Here is a 23,350-nt window from a genome sequence, read left to right as displayed (position 1 = left end):
AGTGTCCATTCGCCACGGTTTTGTAAATCGGCGTCAGCGGGGCTTGAATCGCCGCGCCTTAGCCTTACTGTTATGATCAGAGGAAATAAACGCATCGGGCAGGGATATGATTAAACAACTTCAGAGTGAAATGCAGGCGCTGATGAACCGCAGCGTCGACAGACATTTACGCCTGGCGGTCACGGGGCTTAGCCGCAGCGGGAAAACCGCGTTTATCACCGCGCTGGTGAATCAATTGCTGTCTGTCAACAGCGGGGCGCGGCTGCCGCTCTTTTCGCCGGTACGCGAGGAGCGACTGCTCGGTGTGCGCCGGGTGCCGCAGCAGGATATGGGCGTCGCGCGCTTTACCTATGACGAAGGGCTGGCGCAACTTTTTGGTACGCCGCCCGCGTGGCCGACGCCGACGCGCGGCGTGAGCGAAATACGGCTCGCGCTGCGCTATCGTTCGCGTGAATCGCTGCTGCGCCATTTCAAAGATACCTCCACGCTCTATCTCGATATCGTCGATTACCCCGGTGAATGGTTGCTCGACCTGCCCATGCTGGCGCAGGACTATCTCACCTGGTCGCGCCAGATGACGGGCCTGCTGCAGGGCGACAGGGCTGTCTGGGCGCAGCGCTGGCGCAGGCTGTGCGAAGGGCTCGATCCGCTGGCGCCGGGCGATGAAAAGCGTCTGGCGGAGATAGCGGAAGCCTGGACTGAGTACCTGATGCAGTGCAAACGCGAAGGGCTGCACTTTATCCAGCCGGGGCGTTTTGTGTTGCCGGGCGATCTGGCGGGCGCGCCGGTGTTGCAGTTCTTCCCGTGGCCAGGTGTGGATGAGGTTGGCGAGACAAAACTGGCGCAGGCGGGCAAACATACCAACATTGGCATGCTGCGCGAGCGCTACCACTACTACTGCGAAAAGGTGGTTAAAGGTTTTTACCGGGAGCACTTTGTGCGTTTCGACCGCCAGATAGTGCTGGTGGATTGTCTTCAGCCGCTCAACAGCGGGCCGCAGGCATTTAATGATATGCGCCTGGCGCTGACGCAACTCATGCAAAGCTTTCATTACGGCCAGCGCACGCTGTTCCGGCGTCTCTTTTCGCCGGTGATCGACAAACTGCTTTTCGCCGCCACCAAAGCGGATCACGTCACGCACGATCAGCATGCGAATCTGGTATCGCTGCTCTCGCAACTGGTGCAGGAAGCGTGGCAGAACGCCGCGTTTGAAGGTATCGAAATGGACTGCATGGGCATCGCCTCGATACAGGCAACGGAAAGCGGCATGGTGGAGAGCCACGGCGAAAGCGTGCCGGCGCTGCGTGGCAACCGCTTAAGCGACGGCGCGCCGCTGACCATTTACCCAGGCGATGTGCCCGCGCGGCTGCCGGGCAGCGCGTTCTGGCAGCAGCAGGGTTTTCAGTTCGAAGCCTTTCGCCCGCGCGTGATGGACGTTGACCGGCCGCTGCCGCATATCCGCCTGGACGCGGTGCTGGAATTTTTAACAGGAGATAAGCTGCGATGAGCGAGATTAAACCGCGCCGTGAGTTTGACGAGCCGCTGCGCCCGGAAGAAGGGCCGACGCTTCGCGCCACTCAGGCGTTTGACGAGGCGCAGGCGTTTGTACCGGCCGTTGAGGATGAGACGCTTGCCGCAGACGCGCCCGAGCGCGTGGTAGAAAACGCGCTCAAACCCCGGCGCAGCCTGTGGCGGCGCATGGTGGTGGCCGGGCTTGGCCTGTTTGGCGTAAGCGTCGTGGCGCAGGGCGTCCAGTGGGCGGCAAATGCGTGGTACACGCGCGACTGGATAGCGCTCGGCGGCTGCGTCGCAGGCGGGCTGATTGTGGCGGCAAGCGTCGGCGCGCTCGCGAGCGAATGGCGGCGGCTGTATCGCCTGCGCGAACGCGCAGAGGAGCGCGATGAGGCGCGCGAGCTGCTGGCGAGCCACGGCAGCGGCAAGGCGCGCGCGTTTTGCGAAAAGCTGGCGAGCCAGGCGGGACTGACGCAGGGGCATCCGGCGCTGGCGCGCTGGCATGCCGCAATACATGAAACCCACAGCGATCGCGAAGTGGTGACGCTTTACGCGCATATCGTCCAGCCGGTGCTGGACAGCCAGGCCCGCAGCGCCATCAGCCGCTCGGCGGCGGAATCGACACTGCTGATTGCGGTGAGCCCGCTGGCGCTGGTGGATATGGCGTTTATCGCCTGGCGCAACCTGCGCCTGGTGAATCGTATCGCGACCATTTACGGCATCGAGCTTGGCTATTACAGCCGCATTCGTCTGTTTCGTCTGGTGCTGCTGAATATGGCTTTCGCGGGCGCGAGTGAGATGGTGCGCGAAGTCGGGCTTGACTGGATGTCACAGGATCTTGCCGCGCGCGTCTCCGCCCGCGTGGCGCAGGGGCTGGGAGCCGGGCTGCTCACCGCGCGTCTCGGCGTGAAGGCGATGGAGCTGTGCCGCCCGCTGCCCTGGACGGAAGATGACAAGCCGCGCCTCGGCGATTTCCGCCGCCAGCTGTTAAGTGAAGTTAAAGTCACGCTTCTGAAACAAAAGCGCGAAGAGTAACCCCAACGGCGTCCTGCCTGTTCAGGTTTACAGCATGACGCCGCATTTTTCCGCACTCTGTCAATTTTTGTTGACAGAGCACTCCCCCGGTAGCGGCAACTGAAGTATTATCTCGCCATTCGTTGGATCAATGCGTGAAGGTGCTGCCATGCGTCTTGAAGTGTTTTGTGAGGACCGCCTCGGTCTGACCCGTGAGTTGCTCGATCTCCTGGTGCTGCGCAGTATCGATTTACGCGGCATCGAAATTGACCCTGTCGGGCGAATTTATCTCAATTTTTCCACGCTGGAATTTAACGCCTTCAGCAGCCTGATGGCGGAGATCCGCCGTATTCCCGGCGTTACCGATGTGCGTACCGTGCCGTGGATGCCCTCCGAGCGCGAGCACCGCTCGCTGAGCGCGTTGCTGGAGGCGCTGCCGGAACCGGTGTTTTCGGTGGATATGAAATGCAAAATCGAGCTGGCGAACCCGGCGAGCTGCGCGCTGTTCGGCCAGAACGAGGCGCGCCTGCGCAACCATAACGCTGCGAGCCTTATCAGCGGTTTTAACTTTCAGCGCTGGCTGGAGAGCAGCCCGGTGGAATCACACACCGAACACGTGGTGATTAACGGCCAGGATTTTGTACTGGAAATCACACCGGTACATCTGGAAGAAGAGAGCGGCACCAGCGTGCTGACTGGCGCGGTCGCGATGCTGCGCTCAACCGTGCGTATGGGCCGCCAGTTGCAGAATCTGACCAGCCTCGATCTCCATGCGTTCAGCCATATCATCGCGGTCAGTCCGCGCATGAAACAGGTAGTGGATCAGGCGCGCAAACTGGCGATGCTGAACGCGCCTCTGCTTATCACCGGCGACACCGGCACCGGTAAAGATTTGCTGGCGCATGCCTGCCATCTGGCAAGCCCGCGCGCCGATAAGCCTTATCTGGCGCTGAACTGCGCGTCTATACCGGAAGATGTGGTGGAGAGCGAGCTGTTCGGTCACGCGCCGGGCGCTTACGCCAATGCCCATGAAGGGAAAAAAGGCTTCTTCGAACAGGCCAACGGCGGCTCGGTGCTGCTCGATGAAATCGGCGAGATGTCGCCGCGTATGCAGGCCAAGCTGCTGCGCTTTCTCAATGACGGCACGTTCCGTCGGGTGGGCGAAGAGCACGAAGTGCATGTGGATGTGCGCGTGATCTGCGCGACGCAAAAAAATCTCGTGGAGCTGGTGCAAAAAGGGGCGTTTCGCGAAGATCTTTACTATCGCCTCAACGTGCTGACGCTGAATCTGCCGCCGCTGCGCGACCGCCCTCAGGACATCATGCCGCTCACGGAGATGTTCGTGGCGCGCTTCGCCGATGAACAGGGCGTGCCGCGCCCGAAACTGGCAGGCGATCTCGGCCAGGTGCTGACCCGCTACGGCTGGCCGGGCAACGTGCGCCAGTTGAAAAACGCGATCTACCGCGCGCTCACGCAGCTTGAAGGCTATGAACTGCGCCCGCAGGATATCCTGCTGCCGGATTTCGACGCTGCCGCGCTGCCGGTAGGCGAAGAGGCGATGGAAGGCTCGCTTGACGACATCACCCGTCGTTTCGAGCGCTCGGTACTGACGCAGCTTTATCGCAGCTATCCGAGTACCCGTAAGCTCGCGAAACGGCTTGGCGTCTCGCATACGGCAATTGCGAATAAGCTTCGCGAATATGGCTTAAGCCAGCGTAAGGGCGAAGAGTAACGCCGCCAACAAAAAAGCCTCCGCATGCGGAGGCTTTTTTTATCGGGCAATTTACGCTTTCAGTGCGTTAAGCGCCGCGTCGTAGTTCGGCTCGTGGGTGATTTCATTCACCAGCTCGCTAAATACGATTTCATCGTTCTCATTCAGGACCAGCACCGCGCGAGCGGTCAGGCCTTTCAGCGCGCCTTCTTCAATGCCCACGCCATATTCTTTGGCAAATTCCGGGTTACGCAGCGTAGAGAGCGTGATGACATTGCTCAGGCCTTCCGCGCCGCAGAAGCGGGACTGCGCAAACGGCAGGTCGGCGGAAACGCACAGTACAACGGTGTTTTCCATGCCGGTTGCCAGCTGGTTAAATTTGCGCACGGACGCGGCGCAAACGCCGGTGTCGATGCTCGGGAAAATGTTCAGTACTTTACGCTTACCGGCAAACTGGCTCAGTGAAACGTCAGACAGATCTTTTGCCACCAGGCTGAACGGCGCCGCTTTGCTGCCTGCCTGCGGGATCTGACCCACTACGGAAACCGGATTGCCCTGGAAATAGACGATTTGTGACATAGTTATCTTCCTGTTTACATATAGTTAACGTCGCCGCTAGTGTATGTGATCCCGCGGGGGATGAATATAAAAAACTGTCCCAGCAGGCTAACTTTCCAGTCGCTATACTGAGGCAAAGCCCGTTGCGAGGAAAATAATGAGAAGCGTAAAAGTGTATCAGGAAGCCTGGCCGCTCCATTCGCCGTTTGTGATTGCCCGCGGCAGCCGCAACGAAGCGGTGGTGGTTGTGGTGGAGCTGGAAGAGGACGGCGTGAGGGCGGTGGGCGAATGTACGCCGTATCCGCGCTACGGCGAGAGCGCAGCCTCGGTGATGGCGCAAATCATGACTGTGGTGCCGCAGCTCGAAGCGGGGCTGGATCGGGCCGGGCTACAGAAATTACTGCCCGCGGGTGCCGCGCGCAACGCTGTCGACTGCGCGCTCTGGGATCTCGACGCGCGCCGCGCGGGCGACACGCTGGAAGCGTATTTACAGGTCACGCTGCCGGAGCAGCACACCACCGCCCAGACGGTGGTGCTGGGCGCGCCGGAACAGATGGCGAGCAACGCCGCGCTGCTGTGGGAGAAGGGCGCGCGGCTTTTGAAAATCAAACTCGACGACACCTTTATTACCGAGCGGATGGTCGCCATTCGCGGCGCGGTGCCGGAGGCGACGCTGATTGTCGATGCCAACGAATCCTGGCATGCGGAAGGGCTGGCGGCGCGCTGTCAGCTGCTGGCGGATCTCGGCGTGCAGATGCTGGAGCAGCCGCTACCGGCGTCCGATGACCGCGCGCTGGAAAACTTTATTCATCCGCTGCCCATCTGTGCCGATGAAAGCTGCCACACGCGCAGCAGCCTGAAGACGCTCGCCGGGCGCTACGAGATGATCAACATTAAGCTCGATAAAACCGGCGGTCTGACGGAGGCGCTGGCGCTCGCGCGTCAGGCGACGGAGGAAGGATTCGGGCTGATGCTCGGCTGTATGCTCTGCACCTCGCGTGCCATCGGTGCCGCGCTGCCGCTGATCCCACAAATGCGCTTTACCGATCTCGACGGCCCGACCTGGCTTGCGGTGGATGTCGAGCCTCCCTTACGCTTTACGCCCGGTCAGCTCTATCTACATTCTGACGTCGGGCCTCAGCTTTCATCGTCGTAGTGCAGCAATGCGGTCATCGCCGCCAGATAACGCTCGGTGGCGTCGTCGGCGGAGATGGCCGGAAACTCGGCGGTGATACAGGTTAAGCCCAGATCCGCGCACCAGCTGCCAAACGAACCCGGCGTTTCATAACCGACGCTGGTGACGTGCGGCAGGCCAAACGCGTCTGCGAGCCAGTGGCCCAGCGGCGTCTGCTGAGGATCTTCTATACAGCCTAACGGGTCGTGAAACGACACCACCCAGGCGGGCTTTAATTGATGAATTAACTGGCACAGCGCGGCGGTTTCCGGCTCCGAGCCCGGCTTTTCGCCGGTGGAAAGGGTCACGTCGCGCGCCTCGGCCGCACTGTTCCAGCGATAAACCGTTTCGCCCGGCTGCCAGTTGGCCGCCGGAAAATTGCGGTTGAGATCGACCCCGCGGGCATTGGCGCGCAGGCCGAGCTGACAGCCGTCCGGATTGACCGCCAGCACCACGTGATGCCGCCGGTGCGCGGGCTCCAGCGTGCGCAGCGCGCAGGAGAGCGTCACCAGCGCCGCGTTTTCATCACCGTGCGTGCCGGCGATGATAAGGCCCGGCGCGTGCTGCGCTTCGGTTGCCGGGAACCAGAGCAGCGGCGCGCCGAGCGCCGATTCGCCATAACGCCTGGCATCGTCAGGTAAAGCGCCGCGCCGGGCGCGCGGTCGAAGCGGAGTCAGCGTGTTCATAGTGTGTCGCCATCAAAAGGTGATAACAGGAGTGTTGACGACATTTGACCGAAATTCAACAGCCTGACGGTGGTTTGCCCATTGCGCGTTATTTAAGCGTACAGGCTTTAACGCTTTGATCTGACGCGGGGTGAGCGCGCAAAATCGCGGTCTGTGGTTTGCAATTTATATTCATCCAACAAATAATTCCCCGACAGCGCCCGGAGAGAGCGGTTCGGCGCGGGACCACGAGAACGAGGACCTCATGAAAATTCCTGTAAGCTTTACCCTGAGCGCATTATGGGTCGCGAGCGCGCTGACCGGCGCGTTTGCCGCCGACGTGCCGCCCGGCACGGCGCTTGCCGAACGCCAGACGCTGGTACGCCACCTGAAAGACGAACCCGCCTCGCTGGATCCGGCGAAAGCGGTGGGGCTGCCGGAGATCCAGGTGCTGCGCGATCTCTTTGAAGGGCTGGTGAACCAGAACGACAACGGCGAGCTGGTGCCGGGTGTGGCCACGCAGTGGCAAACCAACGACAACCGCATCTGGACGTTTACGCTTCGCGACAACGCGAAATGGTCTGACGGTACGCCGGTGACGGCCCAGGATTTCGTCTACAGCTGGCAGCGCATGGTCGACCCGAAAACCACCTCGCCGTTCGCCTGGTTCTTCGCGCTGGCGGGTATTGAGAACGCGCAGGCGATTATCGACGGTAAACAGGCACCCGCGCAGCTTGGCGTGAGCGCGCCGGATGCGCATACGCTGAAGGTCACGCTCGATAAACCGCTGCCGTGGTTCCCGTCGCTTGCCGCCAACGCGGCGCTCTATCCGGTGCAAAAAGCGAATGTGGAGCAGGGCGGCGACTGGACGCGCCCCGGTAAGCTGGTCGGCAACGGCGCGTTCGTACTTAAAGACCGCGTAGTCAACGAAAAGCTGGTGCTGACGCCCAATACCCACTACTGGGATAACGCGAAAACGGTGCTGACGCAGGTGACGTTTTTACCGGTCAATCAGGAATCTGCCGCCACCAAGCGCTATCTCGCGAATGATATCGACATCACCGAATCCTTCCCGAAAAACCTCTATCAGAAGCTGAAAAAAGAGATCCCGGACCAGGTCTTTACGCCGCCGCAGCTTGGCACCTATTACTATGCGTTTAACACGCAGAAAGGCCCGACGGCGGACCCGCGCGTGCGTCTGGCGCTCAGCATGACCATCGACCGTCGACTGATGGCTGAAAAAGTGCTCGGCACCGGCGAGAAACCGGCCTGGCGTTTTACGCCGGACGTGACCGCAGGCTTTACGCCCGCGCCGTCAGAGTGGGAACAGATGAGCCAGCAGGAGTTAAACGCGCAGGCGAAAACGCTGCTTCAGGCCGCAGGTTACGGCCCGGCGCGTCCGCTTAACCTGACGCTGCTCTATAACACCTCTGAAAACCACCAGAAAATCGCCATCGCCGTGGCCTCGATGTGGAAAAAGAATCTGGGCGTGGACGTGAAGCTGAAAAATCAGGAGTGGAAAACCTATATCGACAGCCGTAATACCGGGAATTTCGATGTGATCCGCGCGTCCTGGGTGGGGGATTATAACGAGCCGTCCACGTTTCTTTCGCTGCTGACTTCCACGCACAGCGGGAATATTTCGCGCTTTAAAAACCCGGATTACGACAAAGTCTTGCAACAGGCCGCGCAGGAGAATTCGGCGAAAGCGCGCAATGACGATTACAATAACGCCGAGAGAATTATCTCAACGCAGGCACCGATTGCGCCGATTTATCAGTACACCAATGGCCGATTAATTAAACCGTGGCTGAAAGGTTATCCAATTAATAACCCGGAAGATGTGGCCTACAGCCGCACCATGTATATCCTTAAGCATTAACGCATGTCCGGCGTCTCCATTGTGGCAGACGCCGGACACATTTTCTGCCTCTGTCCGCTGTTATTTTTCCGCTTCAGGATGAATGAGCGCGAGCTCCTCCACGCGGCGCTGGTTCATATTGATGACGCAGCTTAACGCATGGGCGGCAAGCCAGGGCGTACCCGCGGCCGAGGCGCTTGCTGCCGTACAGAACGCGTCTCTGGCGTCCGTCCACTGCTGCTGACTTATCTTTAACGCCTCGACCATCTGGGTGCGCCGTGCCTCATCGCCCTGCGGCCAGCGGGTATAGTCGAAGTTTTGCAGCTCCGTGACTTTGGCATTAAACGCCTGCTTAAGGGCATTATCTGAGGTCAGTCCCGCCGCTTCGAGACACTCACCGCTGTTTTCGCCCGCCTGTTGAGAGCAGGCCTCCGCCGCCGCGCTACGTGTGATCTCAACGGCCAGCGCGCACAGCGGATTTAACGCCAGCACCAGCAGCGCACTATTTATCAGGTTTTTCACAAGAGTGAATTCCAGTCTGAGGGAAGATATAGACGCGTCACGTCGTCACCAGGCGGCGTGTTTGTTGAGTATTTTTCCATGCCTGACAGGAAAATACTATGCGAAATGCCTTACTGGTCAGTGCTTTTGAAACGGGCAATAAAGCAGTTTGCATTTACGGCGATAACCACACCGGCCCACGCTTTGCCGGTGATTACCCGCGCAATGCGTATTACTGTTCACGATAGTTTGCCAGAACCGTGCGTTATAAACGGTGGTGCGGTACAGAGTAAGCTCGACGGGGTGATTATTAACGGTAATGGATGCGCCATTAATAGACAATGTGTCGCCAGATGATAAATAAAACGTCGCCTTATACCAGAGAATAAGTTTAAAAGATTGTTGCGATGAAATTAAGGTAAATACAGAATTGGTGTCGGTGCTTACTACTGAATCAACCACCCGCCAGTTCATTCGACTCTCCATATGATTTCACGTGCTTAATTGGCGTGCGCATCGGTTAATGATGCAGGTAGTTCAATTGTAACGTGTGAAAAGTAAATTTTTGCGAGGAAACGACGGGGAGTGAATGAGAGAGTAAAGAAACATCATATATGCTGAACAATTATTGCTGTTTTTCACGTCTTTATAATTTAATGGCGTAATTGTCACGCGTCATTCAAATTGATATGCAAATAGTTTCAGTGTGGCAATAATTAAAATTAGAAGCGAATTTCGGATGGCCTTTCTGAAAAACCGAAGTGAGTTATCAATTGCATACCAACTGGTCAAATTCTGCATAGAAATTCATTTTTGTTAGTGTAACGCTATTGTGAAAAAAATTTAACTTAAGGATAGTGTTCGTTTGATCAAAAAGTGATCACCCGAGGCGCTTCAGGTGCAGCATAAAGTCATCCATGCGCCTGATGACGGCTCAGGCGCTACCGGACTGCCCGTTATTCAAAGTGCGCTTAACTGGCGATAAAGCAGGCCCGCGTTTTTATCCAGTTCGGGAAAAAGACTTTGCGGCCAGAGGTCGGGAAGGGTGTCGCTGTAAGCCAGCGCGACAAATTTTTCAGGCTCGCTGACGCTGTAGCTGAAACTCGAAAAGGTGGTGGCGGTTTTAACTTCCACATCCGCAAGTTGCGGCGTAGCGCCGTCGCTGATGCGCCAGACATACAGCAGTTCTACATCACGAATGCTCATTTCACTCATCACGCGGGCCACATCGTCACGATGCGCTTTGCGCCAGCGTAAAGTCGTGTTTTGTTCGACCATCTCATTACTGTGCGCGCGAAATTTGTCGGTCAGTTTGGCGAGTTCCGGCGCGGGGAGTTTACAGGAATAGAGCACGACATCACGTCCGCGTGCATCTTCAAAGCTACGCCAGGCGCCCTGCACGCAGTCGGTACGTGACTCAAAAGCCTGGCCGAGAGATTGCTCCCCCGCGCTGAGGGATTTCACCTGGTCAATGCTGTCCGCATGACACCCTTGCAACAAAAACACTGCCCCGACGACTGCCAGAAGGCCGGACCGCTTCATCTCACTCTCCCTTTGCCTGTAAGCGCGATGGCACGCACCCTCGCTTCAGGTGTGATCGTTGGCTGGTGTGGCGTAGCTGGGGCCAGCCGCAGGTTACTGCTTTCATGCATATCAGTTATCGGCCGCGTTTCGTATCGCTTTAATTTTATTAATGAAGTCACAATGGCCAGGCCAGCGACGCCGCCGCAGAGAGCAGGTGTGGACTACACTTGACATATCACAGTCACTTGGGGAGTCGATATGCCTTCTGTTCAGTTGCATCTGAAAGACCGCCCGGAGGTGGATTTTACCGCCACCTACAGCGTGAGTGAACCCAGTGCGGTAAACGGGGAGACGATAAAAACGTTTGAGATCGATAAATCCCAGCAGATAAGCGCATTCGCCGGGTTGCGTCAGGGCGAACGTCTCTTTTTTGTTTTGCCAAGCGGAGAAGCGCAGGAGGTCTTTTTAACCGCTGAAACGCCGGAAACGCTGGTGTTTAGCAGTGAACGCTGACGCCAGAGCGGGCAGGGATGCCGGGCGAGAAACGTAAAAAAGGAGAGCATAACGCTCTCCTTTCTCTATTTAATGCTTCCTGTTTCATGCATCACAGGTGCCCTGTTAGACCTCTCCGGGCACGCTGTTTAGCGTCAACCGCTGTATCAGGAGCGACCGCCGCCGTGGCTGTGCTCGCCACCTTTACGCCCCGCTTCAGAGGCGCGTTCACGGTCATTTTTAAAATTCCCCCCGCTCTGCTGGCCACCTTTATGACCTGCTTCAGATGCGCGTTCCGGGTCGTTTTTAAAATTACCGCTGCTGTGCTGACCGCCTTTCTGGCCTGCTTCAGACGCGCGCTGACGATCCTCTGCGAAATTACCTGAACCACCACGATGCTGAGTCATATCATTCTCCTCATGTTGTTGGTCGTACTTATTACAGCAGTGCGTGACTGCTATCGAAAAGGTATTGATAACTGTAGGTCAGGGTATTTTATTCCGCAAGTTTTGAAGGCGAAAAATATAACGTTATGCAGAAAAGTGGCTGAATTTTAGTGAAATTTTATCTACTCTCGTATTTATATTTTTGGTGCTTCATCGGTCCGCTTGATTTTATTTTGTCATTAAAATACGAAGCGGTGGTATAAATAATAATCACAATGTTTCGAAAGTAAGATAATTAATATTATGAATGGGATCGTCATATTTTGACGTATTTATAGGGAGACGATTCACGTGCACTCAAGGCCAGCAGACACCGATGCGCAGGCGGCGCACGGCAGGGCGGAAGTGACAGGACGGAACGGGCGGCAAGGGCAGTGCGGCAGAAATGGGGGTTCATCCCTGAACCCGGTTCCCTGGTGATGGCAAAGCGTGTCTCAGCGGATACTGAGGTATGAAATAAGCGTAGACGGGAAATTTATAGTAACAACATTATTTTTCGGTTCAGGCATTTTTTGATGCATATAACCGGTAATGCGGCTTTTAGAATGTCTATTAATACACATTCTAATGAATTGAACATGTAAAAATAATAATCCACGAAGTTACAGTGGTTATTTTGCAAGGCGTTGTACACCTTGCAGTATCCGTCATTTTCTCTTTTACGCGCCATTTCCAACGGCGATTATATCCACTGCGCGATATATTCCGGCTCCACCGGACGTGAGAAGAAATAGCCCTGCGCCTCATCACAGCCAAACTCCAGCAGCAGACGGGCGGTTTCAGCATCCTCCACGCCTTCGGCAAGCACCACGTAATCCAGCTCCTTAAGCATCTGGATAACGTTACGCACGATGATCTGACTGCTGCGCTCCTGCGCGATGCTTGAGGTGAGCGAGCGGTCGAGCTTAATGATGTCGATAGGGATGCGGCGCAGATAGTTGATGTTGCTGTAACCCGCGCCGAAGTCGTCCAGCAGGATCTTAAAGCCGCGCAGTTTGAGCATATCCATTTCACTGAGCGCGGTTTCGCTCTCCAGCGCCTTTTCAGTCTCCAGACATTCAATACGAATATCGTTTGTTGAAAGCCCGGCGCGCAGCACGCGCTCTTCCAGCGCATCGGCAAAACCGCGGCGGGAGAGATCGCTGACGCTGATATTGACTGAGAGCGGCAGGGTGACGCCCTCTTTGCGCCATTTCTGGAGCTGTTGCAGCGCCGCGCCAATCACCCATTGCGTTATCTCTTCCATCAGGCTGGTATTTTGCGCGAGCGGAATAAACACGCCCGGCGGGATATCGCCGCGGGTCGGGTGACGCCAGCGGAGCAGCGCTTCCGCGCCGACCGCCCGGTTGGTGCTGAGCTTGATTTTGGGCTGATACATCAAATAGAGTCCGCGGTTTTTGGCGATGCTCTCACTGAGATCGTGCAGCAGCTGGAAATCAACGTTGCGCTTCTCATCGCGCTCAGCGTCAAAGGCCATATGGCGCTTGTTAAGCCAGATAGCTTCATGCACGGCGCTGATGGCGCGACGCAGCGCCTCATTGGGCGTGGTTTTCTCCGGCTGCCAGGCCACTTCACCTGCAAAGATATTGAGCCGGATATTGATGCCCTGCAGCATGCGCGCGTTCACCAGCGGCAGCACCGCGGCGTTGCGGCGAATGGCTTTTTGATTGCGCGTTTTTAAAAGCAGCGCAAAGCGGCCTGTCGCCACGTTATAGAGCACGGTGTCGCTTTTCAGCCGTAACTTCATGCGCAGTAACGGGCCGAGATCGTTAAGTAGCGTCTCAAGCGCCGGCATGCCAAGCGAGCGCGCCAGTTCATAGGCGGTCGGCATGTCGATGCAGTCGAAAATCATTAGCGTGTAGCGCTCAGTACTGCCGCTCTCACACAGCCGCTCCATATCGGCCAGCAGTTTCTGACGGTTCGGCAGGCGGGTGACGGGATCTAAAAATCCGACCGCGTTTAAGGTTTCAAGCCAGGCGCCGGTCAGCCCGGCAATCAGCGAGAGCGTGCGGGCGCGCTCGTCGTTAAACGGCTGCGCCACGGTATCCGTCATGCCGATAATGCCGGTCAGGCTGCCGTCACGCGTGCGCAGCGGTGCCAGCGCGTAGAACCGTACGTCAGGCGAGGCGATGACCAGCGGGTGCTGATGCGCCTGCGCGTCAAGTGTGGTATCGCTGCACCACACCGGCTCATTTTGGGGGCATAACGGCTGCGTTAAGACTGCCGCATCGACCTGGAGCGGCTCAGGATGTGCCAGATGTACGGGCAGGCCCGCTTTATCCACCACGGCGATAAAACAGCCCGGAATGCCGAGCGCGAGGCTGGCAAGCCTTGCAAATTGCAGCAGAACCGGGTCCTGATGTCCGTGCTTTCCCCGGAGCATATCCAGGGCTGCCATGCGTCTGGCATCTTTTCTGTCGATGTGGCTAAACATAGGGTGCTACCTTCAAGCACGGCTTCTTTTAGGGCGCTAACGCCTCGGGGCTCTGACGGTCAACGCGGGCGTTGGGTTATCTGCATCATCGGCAAGGGGACGCGGAGCTTTAACGCTATGTGCGCGTTTTCTCCACGCGTTAAACCGGCGCAGCCTCGCGGAGCCTCCAGCAGACGCTGACAACGCCTGCGGCCGTCAGGCTCAGAAATAGCGGCGCGCTGGCCACTTCATACAGGCAAAACACCACCAGGCGATGATATTCAGGCCCGGCAGCGTCAGTAACAGCGCCATCGACCAGCCGAAGCCCGCGCGCGTGGCGATTTTGTAAGAAGGGATAAAAATCAGCAGCCAGACCATAAAGGCCAGCGCCAGCGTGGGTATTCCAGGCAGCATAACGTTCTTCCCCGTCCATTTTCAGAAGGTTATCGGCAGGCGAGGGGAGAAGTTGAGAATTTTCTGAAAGCTATCAGCGAACGGCAAGCACCGTCAGCGGCGCGCGCAGCATGGTAAAGAGCTGAAACTGACTGGCGTCGGAGACATCGCGCAGCACATCGCCGTTGCGGTAGACCAGATTTTTGATATGGCCGAGCTGACGCCACACCACTATCGCTGAGGCAATAAGCGAACAGTTCTGTTCCGTCTGAATACACTCAAGCGTGGCGTACTGAGTTTCATCCAGTTGATTAATAAAGACCTGTAGCGCATCGGCAGGAATAATGGCTTTGATGTCATCGAGCATAACGTCGCTGACGGCATGGGAAAGACGTAACGTAACGCGCGTGGTTCTCATTGCGACAGACTGGCCCTGAGTTGTAAAATTTATGGGTAGGCTGACGTTAACACATCGCGCGCAGATTTGATTCATCCATGTTTACAGCAGGGATACAGTGAAGCAGATCAAGTTTTTCTGCGCGACGGCCCGTACGGACACTTGATCTGCGTCATAAAAAATCGCATATTGCGACCGCCTTCTCAGTATGGATACGCAATCATGACGCTCTATCAACATATGCTCGTGTTTTACGCCGTCATGGCGGCAATCGCGGCGCTCATTACCTTTTTTATCGCCAAAGACAAAACCAGCATTAAGCTGCTTTGCGCGACGCTTATCGGCGCGACCTGGCCGATGAGTTTCCCTGTCGCCCTGCTGGTGGCGCTGTTTTAATCCTCAACGGCATCGCTTCGGCTTGAAATTCCTGCGCAATGTATCACCATAAAGCCAGTTGAATCACCGGAGCGAATTATGCTGCCTGAAAATTATCCCTCCCGTAGCGATGCGGAAAAACGCCTGCTGGCGGTAAACGCCGCCCTTGAACTGATCAAAGCCTCTGTGGCGGCCCCGAATGGTTATGAAGGGCGCGATAAGCTTGCCAAAGATATCGAATATACCCGTCACCACCTGGCTGAACTGGCGGACGCCATTCAGGCCGCGCTGGAAAGCCGTTGAGCGCACGCGGCGACGTTGAACTGACATCAGGAGATACGATGGAGGCCATTAAAGGCTCGGAAGTCAATGTGCCGGACGCGGTCATCGCCTGGCTGCTGGACGGCCACGGTGGCGTGAAACCATTGCAGGATGACGCTGTTATCGATAAAGACCATCCCTGCTGGCTGCATCTGAACTATGCCAACCCGGAAAGCGCGCAGTGGCTCACTGAGACGCCGCTGCTGCCGAATCTGGTGCGCGACGCGCTGGCGGGCGAAAGCCTGCGCCCGCGCGTCACCCGCATGGGCGACGGCACACTGATTACGCTGCGCTGCATCAACGGCAGCACCGATGAACGGCCAGACCAGCTGGTGGCGATGCGGCTTTACATCGACGAGCGGCTTATCGTCTCCACGCGCCAGCGTAAGGTGCTGGCGCTCGACGACATTATTCACGACCTCAACGAGGGCAGCGGCCCCGCGGATGTCGGCGGCTGGCTGGTTGACGCCTGCGATGCGCTGACCGACCACGCCAGCGAATTCATCGAAGAGCTGCACGATAAAATCATCGATCTTGAAGACAACCTGCTCGAAGAGATCGTGCCGCCGCGCGGCGTGCTGGCGCTGCTGCGCAAGCAACTGATTGTGATGCGCCGTTATATGTCGCCGCAGCGCGATGTTTTTTCCCGCCTCGCCAGCGAGCGTTTTAGCTGGATGACGGACGATCACCGCCGCCGCATGCAGGATATCGCCGACCGTCTTGGCCGCGGCCTGGATGAAATCGATGCCTGCATCGCGCGTACCGCGGTCATGGCCGATGAGATTTCCCAGACGATGCAGGAGTCGCTGTCGCGGCGCAGTTACACGATGTCGCTGATGGCAATGGTCTTTTTGCCCAGCACGTTTCTCACCGGCCTGTTTGGCGTCAACCTCGGCGGTATTCCCGGCGGCGGCTGGCATCTTGGGTTTAGCGTGTTTTGCGTGGCGCTGGTGCTGCTGATCGGCGGTGTTACGTGGTGGTTACATCGAAGTAAATGGTTGTAAAAAAACGTATTTCGAGCGAGAACTGAACGAAAAATCCTCACGACTTTGAGCGATATCAAGAAATGGCACGTCGTTTCACGGCATCATTCTTGTCGCAGGTGAATGCAACGTCAAGCGATGGGCGTTGCGCTCCATATTGTCTTACTTCCTTTTTTGAATTACTGCATAGCACAATTGATTCGTACGATGCCGACTTGTTTAAGTCGGCTTTTTTTTGCCTGCGTTTTACTCTCTGCATTCTGGCACACCCGCGCCGCGCTTTTCCCTTCTGTGACGCATCTTCTACGCTTAGGGTATCTGCCATGTAAAGAGGAAGCGACTATGCAGCATCTGTATCAGACCCGCATGAGCGATCCGGTGCCCATCGATCCCGTACCGGTGCCGGACCCGATCCCAACGCCGCAGCCCGTGCCCGATCCCCCATCACCCGACCCGCGTCCTATCGACGACCCACCGCCGCATATGCGTTAAGCGCGCAAAAAAAAGCCCTCCGCGGGGAGGGCATCAGCCTTATTTGATTTCCAGCACGTCGAGGCGCTGCATCGGTGGCGCCGCGTCATCTTCCGGTGCCCAGCCCGCAGGCATCATCGGGATCTCTTCGCGATCGAACGCCAGATCGCCGCCGTTCACCACCTCAGAGCCGTGATGAATACCTTTGAAATCGAACAGTTCGGTGTCGCAGAGGTGCGACGGCACCACGTTCTGCATCGCGCTGAACATGGTTTCGATACGGCCCGGATAGCGTTTATCCCAGTCGCGCAGCATATCGGCGATCACCTGGCGCTGCAGATTGGGCTGTGAGCCGCACAGGTTGCACGGGATAATCGGGAAGCCTTTCGCCTGCGAGAAACGCTCAATATCTTTTTCACGGCAGTAGGCGAGCGGGCGAATCACAATGTGCTTACCGTCATCGCTCATCAGCTTCGGCGGCATGCCTTTCATTTTGCCGCCGTAGAACATGTTCAGGAACAGCGTTTGCAGAATGTCGTCACGGTGATGGCCGAGCGCGATTTTCGTCGCGCCAAGCTCGGTGGCGGTGCGGTAAAGAATGCCGCGGCGCAGGCGTGAGCAGAGCGAGCAGGTAGTTTTCCCCTCCGGGATCTTCTCTTTGACGATCCCATAGGTATTTTCCTCAACGATTTTATATTCCACGCCAAGCGATGACAGATACTCCGGCAGGATATGCTCCGGAAAGCCCGGCTGTTTCTGGTCGAGGTTTACCGCCACCAGTGAGAAATTGACCGGTGCGCTCTGCTGCAAATTGCGCAGAATTTCCAGCATTGTGTAGCTGTCTTTACCGCCGGAGAGGCAGACCATAATCCGGTCGCCTTCTTCAATCATGTTGTAATCGGCGATGGCCTCTCCGACATTGCGGCGCAGGCGCTTCTGCAACTTGTTGAGGTTGTACTGCTCTTTTTTGCTAATTTCTTGAATTTCAGACATTTAAAAGTGGCTCAGTTCTGCGTTGCGGCGCGCCCTGGCGGATTGCCCGGCGCGCGAATTCACCGTTGGCTTGCCCGCGCCCGGCGGATATCGCCGCTTGCGCCAGCAGGCCCGAATATTGTTCCTGTGCGTGGCGTGTATGGTACGGATTACCGCGACGAATACCAGCGCGTTTTGCACCGCACACCCCTGTTTTGAAGCCGTAACATTTTGCTGCCACACTGAGAAAGACCGCATGCCGGGCTGTGGAGCCAGCGGCAGGGGAAAACCATCACGGGAGGGGCTATGCGTCTGGCGTCTTATAACGTAGAAAACCTGTTCGATCGCGCGCGCGTCATGTCGCAGAGTAGCTGGTCGCAGGGGCGGCCGGTGCTGGAAAAGTTCGCACGGCTGAATGAACTGCTCGGCGAAATCACCTACAGCGAGGCCAGTAAAAAAGAGATGGTAAAGCTGATGGTGGCGCTCGGGCTTGAGAAATCAGACACCGGGCCGTTTGTCATTTTGCGTCGCAACCGTGGCAACCTGCTGAAACGCCCGCGCGACGGCGGTATCGAGATTATCGCCAGCGGCCGCGCCGACTGGGTCGGCTCGCTTGAACTTATCGAATCGCCGGTCGATGAAGTCGCCATGCGCATCACCGCGAAAGTGATGAGCGATCTTAACGCCGATGTCCTGGCGGTGGTAGAGGCGGAGAGCCGTCCGGCGCTGGCGGCGTTTAACCAGGAGATTATCGCGGCGCTCGGCGGCGAGCCGTTTCGTCACGTCATGGTCATCGACGGCAACGACACCCGCGGTATTGACGTTGGCCTGCTTACTGGCGCGAACTATCCCATCGGCCTGATGCGCAGCCACGTGGACGATCGCGACGCGCGCGGCCAGCTGATTTTTTCGCGCGACTGCCCGGAATATTCGGTGCCGCTGAAAAGCGGCGACACGCTGTGGGTGATGGTGAACCACCTGAAAAGTAAAGGCTACGGCGGCAAAGCGGAGTCCGACGCCAGGCGTAAAGCGCAGGCGCAGCGGGTGGCGGAAATCTACAAGGCGCGCCGCGATGCCGGCGAGCAGTTTATTGCGATTGCGGGCGATTTCAACGACACGCCAGAGAGCGACGCCCTGGCACCGCTGCTCAAAGAGACCGATTTGCGCGACGCTTTCACGCACCCGGCGTTCGATAACGGCGGATACCCCGGCACCTGGGGCAACAGCGCCAAAAACAACAAGCTCGATTACATTTTGCTGTCGCCCGCGCTCTGGGAGCGCGTCACCGCAGGCGGCGTTATCCGCAAAGGCATGTGGCCCGGCGAGCGGCCGGTAAAATGGGAGGTTTACCCGGAGCTGAAAAAGCCGCAGCAGGCTGGCTCCGATCACGCAGCACTGTGGGTGGATCTTAATATCTGAACGCGACGAATTTATAGCCGGGCCTGCACAATGACGCGCTGGCCCGGATTTATCCGCGTTTTCTCATCGGGTGAAAGAATAATAAAAGCCAGCACGCCACGCGTTATATTTTTCTCTTTTTATAGTCGAATTATTTGCCGCTAAGATACTGTTATATAAAACGTTATTGGTGTTCCTCTCCGCCTCGTTAATAACGCGCCTGGCGTGCTTTCAATCCGCAAAAATAACCCCCCGCAGCGGATAAAAATTACCCGTCTGGTTTCCCGCTTCGCTTGCATAAATATCTCGTCAACTATACTGAAACCTGATTTCATCGTTGGCGCTGATAAGCGTCAGGTTCCTGAAACCCGGATGTCTTTCGCGTTTTAAAGGCGCGAAATGAAAAGAAACAGGAGAACAAACCATGACGACACGTCCACAACCGCCATTCCCGGAACAGCAGCAGAATGTCCCTGGCAGCACCACCAAAATGCAGCCGCAGCCCGATCACGGCGAAACCAGCTACAAGGGTTCAGGCCGTCTCACCGGTAAAGCCGCCATCATCACCGGCGGTGACTCCGGTATTGGCCGCGCGGTCGCCATCGCGTATGCCCGCGAAGGGGCCGATGTGCTTATTTCGTATCTCGATGAGCATGACGACGCCAAAGATACCGCGCGACTCGTGGAAGAGGCGGGCCGCAAAGCGGTCCTGGTGCCCGGCGATATCACCGACGCCGCCCACTGCCGCGCGCTGGTACAAAAAGCGGCCGATGCGTTCGGCAAAATCGACATCGTGGTCAACAACGCCGCGTTCCAGATGACCCGCGATTCGCTGGATGAAATCAGCGATGAAGAGTTCGACCGCACCATGAAAACCAACCTGTACGGTATGTTCTGGATCTGCAAAGCGGCCGTGCCGCATATGCCCGCGGGCGGCTCAATCATCAATACCGCCTCGGTCAACGCCGACCAGCCGAAGCCGAAGCTCATCGCGTATTCCGCCACCAAAGCGGCTATCGTGAACTTCTCCGGCAGCCTGGCCGCATTGCTTGCCGAAAAAGGCATTCGCGCGAACGCCGTCGCACCCGGCCCCATCTGGACGCCGCTGATTCCGTCCACCATGCCGCCGGAACAGGTCAAGGAATTCGGCAGCCAGGTGCCGCTGGCGCGTGCTGGTCAGCCTGCTGAGCTGGCACCGGTTTATGTCATGCTGGCAAGCGACGAGGCAAGCTACGTCTCCGGCGCGACCGTCGCCGTCACGGGCGGCCAGGCGGTTATCTGATAAAAAAGGAGAGAGGGATGCTCAACTATCCGCTGACGCTGACGACGCCGCTTGCAACCCACATTTTTGGCGGCACGCGCATCAAAACGCAGCTCGGTAAGGCGGAACTGCCGGAATCGCGCATCGCGGAAACCTGGGAGGTGAGCGACGTCGACGGCATGATAGCGACCATCACCAATGGCGAATACGCTGGCATGTCGTTGCGTGAGCTTGCGATCCGTTATCCTGATGAACTGGTCGCGCCAGGCTGGCGCGGCCCGTACTTTCCGCTTCTGAGCAAATTTATCGATGGCAGCGGCATGCTGCCGGTGCATTTGCACGCTAACGACGACATCGCGCAGCGCCTGGAAAACCAGCCGAATGGCAAAACCGAGGCCTGGCATATTCTCTGGGCCGCACCCGGCGCGACCTGCCTTGTTGGTATCAAAACCGGCGTCAAAAAAGAGGCGATCCGCGAAGCGTTACTGGCGGGCGATTATGACCGCGTCATGTACCGCCTGCCGCTCAAAACCGGCGATACGATCTATGTGCCGGGCGGGCAGTTGCACTCCTTCGGGCCGGATACGCTTATCTATGAGATCGAGCAGACGTCTGATATTCAGCAGCATGCGATGCCGTGGAATATGGAAGATGGCTCGCCAGTGCCGCCTGACGAGCAGGCGCGTAACATCGATAAACTGCTGGAAGAATTGCGCCCCGAATTGCTGACCCAGCCGCAGCGCGGGCTGGTGCTGGAGGAGTGCGAGGCCGTCCAGCGTCTGCTGTGCTGCGCAGGTCCTTATTTCGCGCTGGAGCGCTGGCGCTTCGATACCTGCTACGACTACCACTTCTCCTCGGTGCGCATTGTCACCAATATCGGCGCGCCGGTGACGATTCACACGCCTGGTAACGCGGTGATGACGCTTGAGCGCGCGCAGAGCGTGATTCTGCCCGCTGCACTCGGCGAGGCGGAGTTTTGCGGCAAAGGGGAGTTGCTAGTGAGTTACGTGCCGGATCTGGCGCAGGAGATTGTCGCGCCGCTGCGCGCGGCAGGCTACCCGCAGACAGCCATCGACGCGCTTGGCGATATCAGCGGACGCCTGCGCTAGCGCGCTGTTTCTCAAGCCGCCGGTAGAGCGTACTGCGCGAGACGCCAAGCTTACGCGCCGCAAGGCTCATGTTACCGTTCACGCTCTGCAAGATGGCGTCCACATCCGGCGTAGTTTTCTCTGAAGGCTGCGCCGGTTCTTTATGGCCGGCCACAGAACAATAGGGGGGCGGCAGGTCGCTTAACGTGACAACGTCACCATCGTCCGCCAGCGCCAGCAACACTTTCAGCAGGCTCGCAAGCTGGCGCACGTTTCCCGGCCACGGCAGACGCGCGATATGGTCAACCAGATCGGCAGACAGCGTGACGCCGCGGCGCGCCCCGCCCAGCTCCTGCCACAGCCGCTGGACAAAACGCGGCAGCGCGGGCCACTCGCGCAGCGGCGGAATGCGCAGCCGGTACTCTTCAATCCGGTAAAAGAGATCTTCGCGAAACGCCCCGCGCGCCACCATCTCGTCCAGTGGACGGTGAGTGGCGCAGATAAGGGTAAAGGTCACCGGTACGGCGCGGGTGCCGCCGAGCGGCACCACTTTTTTCTCCTGCAACACCCGCAACAGGCGGGTCTGCATGGCAAGCGGCATATCGCCAATTTCATCCAGAAACAGCACGCCGCCGTCGGCTTCGCGGATTTTACCGATATAGCCGCGGCTGCTGGCACCGGTAAATGCGCCGGGCTGATAGCCGAAAAGCTCCGACTCAATCAGTTGCTCGGGCAGCGCAGCACAGTTAATGGCGACGAACGGGCCGTCGCGCCACTGGCTCTGCTGATGCAGGCGGCGGCTCAGATGTTCTTTGCCGCAGCCGGTTTCGCCGGTAATGCACAGCGCGATGCCCGCGTTCAGCAGGCGCAGCGCTTTGGCGGTTTCAACGCCGCTCTCTTCTTCCTGCGAAATCGCGGGATACGCGGCCCAGACGCGCCGCGCCGGAAGCTGACGGCGGGTGTGGTAGCGGCGCTGGTTAATGGCGGTAAGGGCGGTGTCATCACTTGCAGGCAACGCCAGCGGGAACAGCGCGTCAAGCGAAAGCGTGCCGATATGCGCGGTGGAAAGCTTGAATTCGTCCATCGCCAGTTTATTGGCGGCCACCAGCCGGTTATCGCGGAACGCCAGCAGCAACTCCTGTGCCGAGCCGAGCGCGGCAGGATCGGTGTGCAGGCGCAGCAGCCACTGCTGGGCGTCGAGCTGCGCGATAACCCAGTCGTGCTCCAGCTGGCGCACGGCCTGGCGCATCAGGCGGCCTGCCTCGGCCACGGGCTGCCGTGCAGGCGTGGAGAGATCCAGCACGCCCGCGATTTGCCCGTCCGGACGGAACACCGGCACGCCGTAGCAGTAAAGCCCGGCGTTCTGATTGAGGAAATGCTGGCTGCCGTGGACCTCGCACGGCGCGTGCAGCGCCAGCGCGGTGCCGATGGCGTTAGTGCCGCGCGCGTGTTCGCCCCACAGATTACCGGGCGCGAGCGCCACGCGCTGCGCCTTATGCAGAAACTGATTATTGCCGAAGGTATCCAGCACGAGACCGGTATCGTCCGTGGCGACCACAACAGACGGCGCGCGGCTCAGACTCTCACCGAGCCGCTGCATCAGCGGGCGGGCGAGCGTTTTCAGCCAGCCGTGTTGCGATCGCGCCTCTTCAAGCAGGGCGCGGCTGACAAACGAAGTGGCGTCATCGTCGCGGGTCAGCCCGTAGCGCTGGCTGCGCTGCCAGGAGTCATTCAGCAGACACGGAAAAGACAGGTCGTCGCAGTACGGCGTTAAGCCTGCGGAGGTCAACGAGGCGCTGTGCGGCATGGCATTCTCCGGG

General features: G+C 58.1%; 24 protein-coding genes. 13 read left to right on the top strand and 11 right to left on the bottom strand.

Annotated features, from left to right (window positions below):
• Positions 1-106 precede the first annotated feature (106 nt).
• From ACUW6V_RS01460 to tyrR, 3 genes are all read left to right on the top strand, one after another.
• Positions 107-1,507, top strand: a complete 1,401-nt coding sequence (locus ACUW6V_RS01460) for a YcjX family protein (RefSeq protein WP_454037910.1) — start codon at positions 107-109, stop codon at positions 1,505-1,507.
• Positions 1,504-2,547 (top strand): TIGR01620 family protein, encoded by a 1,044-nt coding sequence (locus tag ACUW6V_RS01455; protein ID WP_454037909.1) that lies wholly within the window; start codon positions 1,504-1,506, stop codon positions 2,545-2,547. Before ACUW6V_RS01460 ends, ACUW6V_RS01455 begins: the two co-directional genes overlap by 4 nt.
• Before the next feature lie 148 nt (positions 2,548-2,695).
• Positions 2,696-4,258, top strand: a complete 1,563-nt coding sequence (gene tyrR, locus ACUW6V_RS01450) for a transcriptional regulator TyrR (RefSeq protein WP_007868158.1) — start codon at positions 2,696-2,698, stop codon at positions 4,256-4,258.
• 51 nt (positions 4,259-4,309) lie between these two features.
• Here tyrR and tpx read toward each other — a convergent pair whose 3' ends face one another.
• Entirely contained in the window at positions 4,310-4,816 is a 507-nt protein-coding gene (tpx, locus tag ACUW6V_RS01445) for a thiol peroxidase (protein WP_004387306.1), read from the bottom strand.
• A gap of 136 nt (positions 4,817-4,952) precedes the next feature.
• On the opposite strand from tpx, the gene ycjG reads away from it, so the two are divergent.
• The gene (ycjG, locus tag ACUW6V_RS01440) at positions 4,953-5,951 is read left to right on the top strand and encodes an L-Ala-D/L-Glu epimerase (protein ID WP_104658144.1); all 999 of its coding nucleotides are present in this window, start codon (positions 4,953-4,955) and stop codon (positions 5,949-5,951) included.
• Here the strand turns inward: ycjG and mpaA are convergent.
• The gene (gene mpaA / locus ACUW6V_RS01435) at positions 5,933-6,655 is read right to left on the bottom strand and encodes a murein tripeptide amidase MpaA (protein ID WP_454037908.1); all 723 of its coding nucleotides are present in this window, start codon (positions 6,653-6,655) and stop codon (positions 5,933-5,935) included. The two genes, ycjG and mpaA, sit on opposite strands and share 19 nt — an antisense overlap.
• A 244-nt stretch (positions 6,656-6,899) precedes the next feature.
• Here mpaA and ACUW6V_RS01430 point away from each other — a divergent pair, with 244 nt between their 5' ends.
• Positions 6,900-8,516, top strand: a complete 1,617-nt coding sequence (locus ACUW6V_RS01430; RefSeq protein WP_012124640.1) for a peptide ABC transporter substrate-binding protein — start codon at positions 6,900-6,902, stop codon at positions 8,514-8,516.
• Positions 8,517-8,576: 60 nt separating this feature from the next.
• Here the strand turns inward: ACUW6V_RS01430 and ACUW6V_RS01425 are convergent, their stop codons facing one another.
• The 3 genes from ACUW6V_RS01425 to ACUW6V_RS01415 all read right to left on the bottom strand — a co-directional run bounded on the left by ACUW6V_RS01425 (position 8,577) and on the right by ACUW6V_RS01415 (position 10,538).
• The gene (locus tag ACUW6V_RS01425; RefSeq protein ID WP_454037907.1) at positions 8,577-9,017 is read right to left on the bottom strand and encodes a lysozyme inhibitor LprI family protein; all 441 of its coding nucleotides are present in this window, start codon (positions 9,015-9,017) and stop codon (positions 8,577-8,579) included.
• Between the two features lie 117 nt (positions 9,018-9,134).
• A complete protein-coding gene (locus ACUW6V_RS01420) occupies positions 9,135-9,470 on the bottom strand; it encodes an anti-adapter protein IraM (protein WP_170921726.1) in 336 nt (111 codons plus the stop codon).
• Between the two features lie 486 nt (positions 9,471-9,956).
• A complete protein-coding gene (locus tag ACUW6V_RS01415; RefSeq protein ID WP_080818413.1) occupies positions 9,957-10,538 on the bottom strand; it encodes a hypothetical protein in 582 nt (193 codons plus the stop codon).
• A 240-nt stretch (positions 10,539-10,778) separates the two neighbouring features.
• On the opposite strand from ACUW6V_RS01415, the gene ACUW6V_RS01410 reads away from it, so the two are divergent.
• On the top strand, positions 10,779-11,033 hold the full coding sequence (locus tag ACUW6V_RS01410; RefSeq protein ID WP_004387314.1) for a hypothetical protein: 255 nt from the start codon (positions 10,779-10,781) through the stop codon (positions 11,031-11,033).
• 146 nt (positions 11,034-11,179) lie between these two features.
• Here the strand turns inward: ACUW6V_RS01410 and ACUW6V_RS01405 are convergent, their stop codons facing one another.
• The 4 genes from ACUW6V_RS01405 to ACUW6V_RS01390 all read right to left on the bottom strand — a co-directional run bounded on the left by ACUW6V_RS01405 (position 11,180) and on the right by ACUW6V_RS01390 (position 14,682).
• A complete protein-coding gene (locus ACUW6V_RS01405) occupies positions 11,180-11,419 on the bottom strand; it encodes a con-10 family general stress protein (RefSeq protein WP_004387315.1) in 240 nt (79 codons plus the stop codon).
• A gap of 721 nt (positions 11,420-12,140) precedes the next feature.
• Positions 12,141-13,892: an EAL domain-containing protein gene (locus ACUW6V_RS01400; protein ID WP_454037906.1), complete on the bottom strand. Its 1,752-nt coding sequence runs from the start codon at positions 13,890-13,892 to the stop codon at positions 12,141-12,143.
• Between the two features lie 201 nt (positions 13,893-14,093).
• Complete coding sequence (locus tag ACUW6V_RS01395) at positions 14,094-14,285, bottom strand: hypothetical protein (RefSeq protein ID WP_004387317.1); 192 nt, start codon at positions 14,283-14,285, stop codon at positions 14,094-14,096.
• Between the two features lie 73 nt (positions 14,286-14,358).
• The gene (locus ACUW6V_RS01390; protein ID WP_014728783.1) at positions 14,359-14,682 is read right to left on the bottom strand and encodes a hypothetical protein; all 324 of its coding nucleotides are present in this window, start codon (positions 14,680-14,682) and stop codon (positions 14,359-14,361) included.
• Positions 14,683-14,883: 201 nt separating this feature from the next.
• On the opposite strand from ACUW6V_RS01390, the gene ACUW6V_RS01385 reads away from it, so the two are divergent.
• The 4 genes from ACUW6V_RS01385 to ACUW6V_RS01370 all read left to right on the top strand — a co-directional run bounded on the left by ACUW6V_RS01385 (position 14,884) and on the right by ACUW6V_RS01370 (position 16,832).
• The gene (locus ACUW6V_RS01385) at positions 14,884-15,057 is read left to right on the top strand and encodes a GhoT/OrtT family toxin (RefSeq protein WP_004387319.1); all 174 of its coding nucleotides are present in this window, start codon (positions 14,884-14,886) and stop codon (positions 15,055-15,057) included.
• 78 nt (positions 15,058-15,135) lie between these two features.
• On the top strand, positions 15,136-15,339 hold the full coding sequence (locus ACUW6V_RS01380; protein ID WP_004387320.1) for a hypothetical protein: 204 nt from the start codon (positions 15,136-15,138) through the stop codon (positions 15,337-15,339).
• 38 nt (positions 15,340-15,377) lie between these two features.
• On the top strand, positions 15,378-16,361 hold the full coding sequence (gene zntB, locus ACUW6V_RS01375; RefSeq protein ID WP_004387321.1) for a zinc transporter ZntB: 984 nt from the start codon (positions 15,378-15,380) through the stop codon (positions 16,359-16,361).
• Positions 16,362-16,682: 321 nt separating this feature from the next.
• Complete coding sequence (locus tag ACUW6V_RS01370) at positions 16,683-16,832, top strand: hypothetical protein (protein WP_004387322.1); 150 nt, start codon at positions 16,683-16,685, stop codon at positions 16,830-16,832.
• Positions 16,833-16,871: 39 nt separating this feature from the next.
• On the opposite strand, the gene ttcA is transcribed toward ACUW6V_RS01370, so the two are convergent.
• Positions 16,872-17,804, bottom strand: a complete 933-nt coding sequence (gene ttcA, locus ACUW6V_RS01365) for a tRNA 2-thiocytidine(32) synthetase TtcA (protein ID WP_007868124.1) — start codon at positions 17,802-17,804, stop codon at positions 16,872-16,874.
• 285 nt (positions 17,805-18,089) lie between these two features.
• Here ttcA and ACUW6V_RS01360 point away from each other — a divergent pair, with 285 nt between their 5' ends.
• The 3 genes from ACUW6V_RS01360 (at position 18,090) to ACUW6V_RS01350 (ending at position 21,551) form a co-directional block, all read left to right on the top strand.
• Positions 18,090-19,202 carry an endonuclease/exonuclease/phosphatase family protein gene (locus ACUW6V_RS01360; protein ID WP_097565659.1) on the top strand — a complete coding sequence of 371 codons (1,113 nt, stop codon included), beginning with the start codon at positions 18,090-18,092 and terminating at the stop codon, positions 19,200-19,202.
• Positions 19,203-19,605: 403 nt separating this feature from the next.
• Positions 19,606-20,463 carry an SDR family oxidoreductase gene (locus ACUW6V_RS01355; RefSeq protein WP_054624747.1) on the top strand — a complete coding sequence of 286 codons (858 nt, stop codon included), beginning with the start codon at positions 19,606-19,608 and terminating at the stop codon, positions 20,461-20,463.
• 17 nt (positions 20,464-20,480) lie between these two features.
• The gene (locus ACUW6V_RS01350; RefSeq protein WP_076729092.1) at positions 20,481-21,551 is read left to right on the top strand and encodes a class I mannose-6-phosphate isomerase; all 1,071 of its coding nucleotides are present in this window, start codon (positions 20,481-20,483) and stop codon (positions 21,549-21,551) included.
• Here ACUW6V_RS01350 and ACUW6V_RS01345 read toward each other — a convergent pair.
• A complete protein-coding gene (locus ACUW6V_RS01345) occupies positions 21,532-23,337 on the bottom strand; it encodes a sigma-54-dependent Fis family transcriptional regulator (protein WP_454037905.1) in 1,806 nt (601 codons plus the stop codon). The genes ACUW6V_RS01350 and ACUW6V_RS01345 overlap by 20 nt on opposite strands.
• Between the last annotated feature and the right edge of the window lie 13 nt (positions 23,338-23,350).

It is taken from the genome of Cronobacter sp. 153480017-3 (assembly GCF_053627815.1).
Note: the sequence above shows the minus strand (reverse complement) of the source record. Positions and strands in the feature narration are given on the sequence as shown.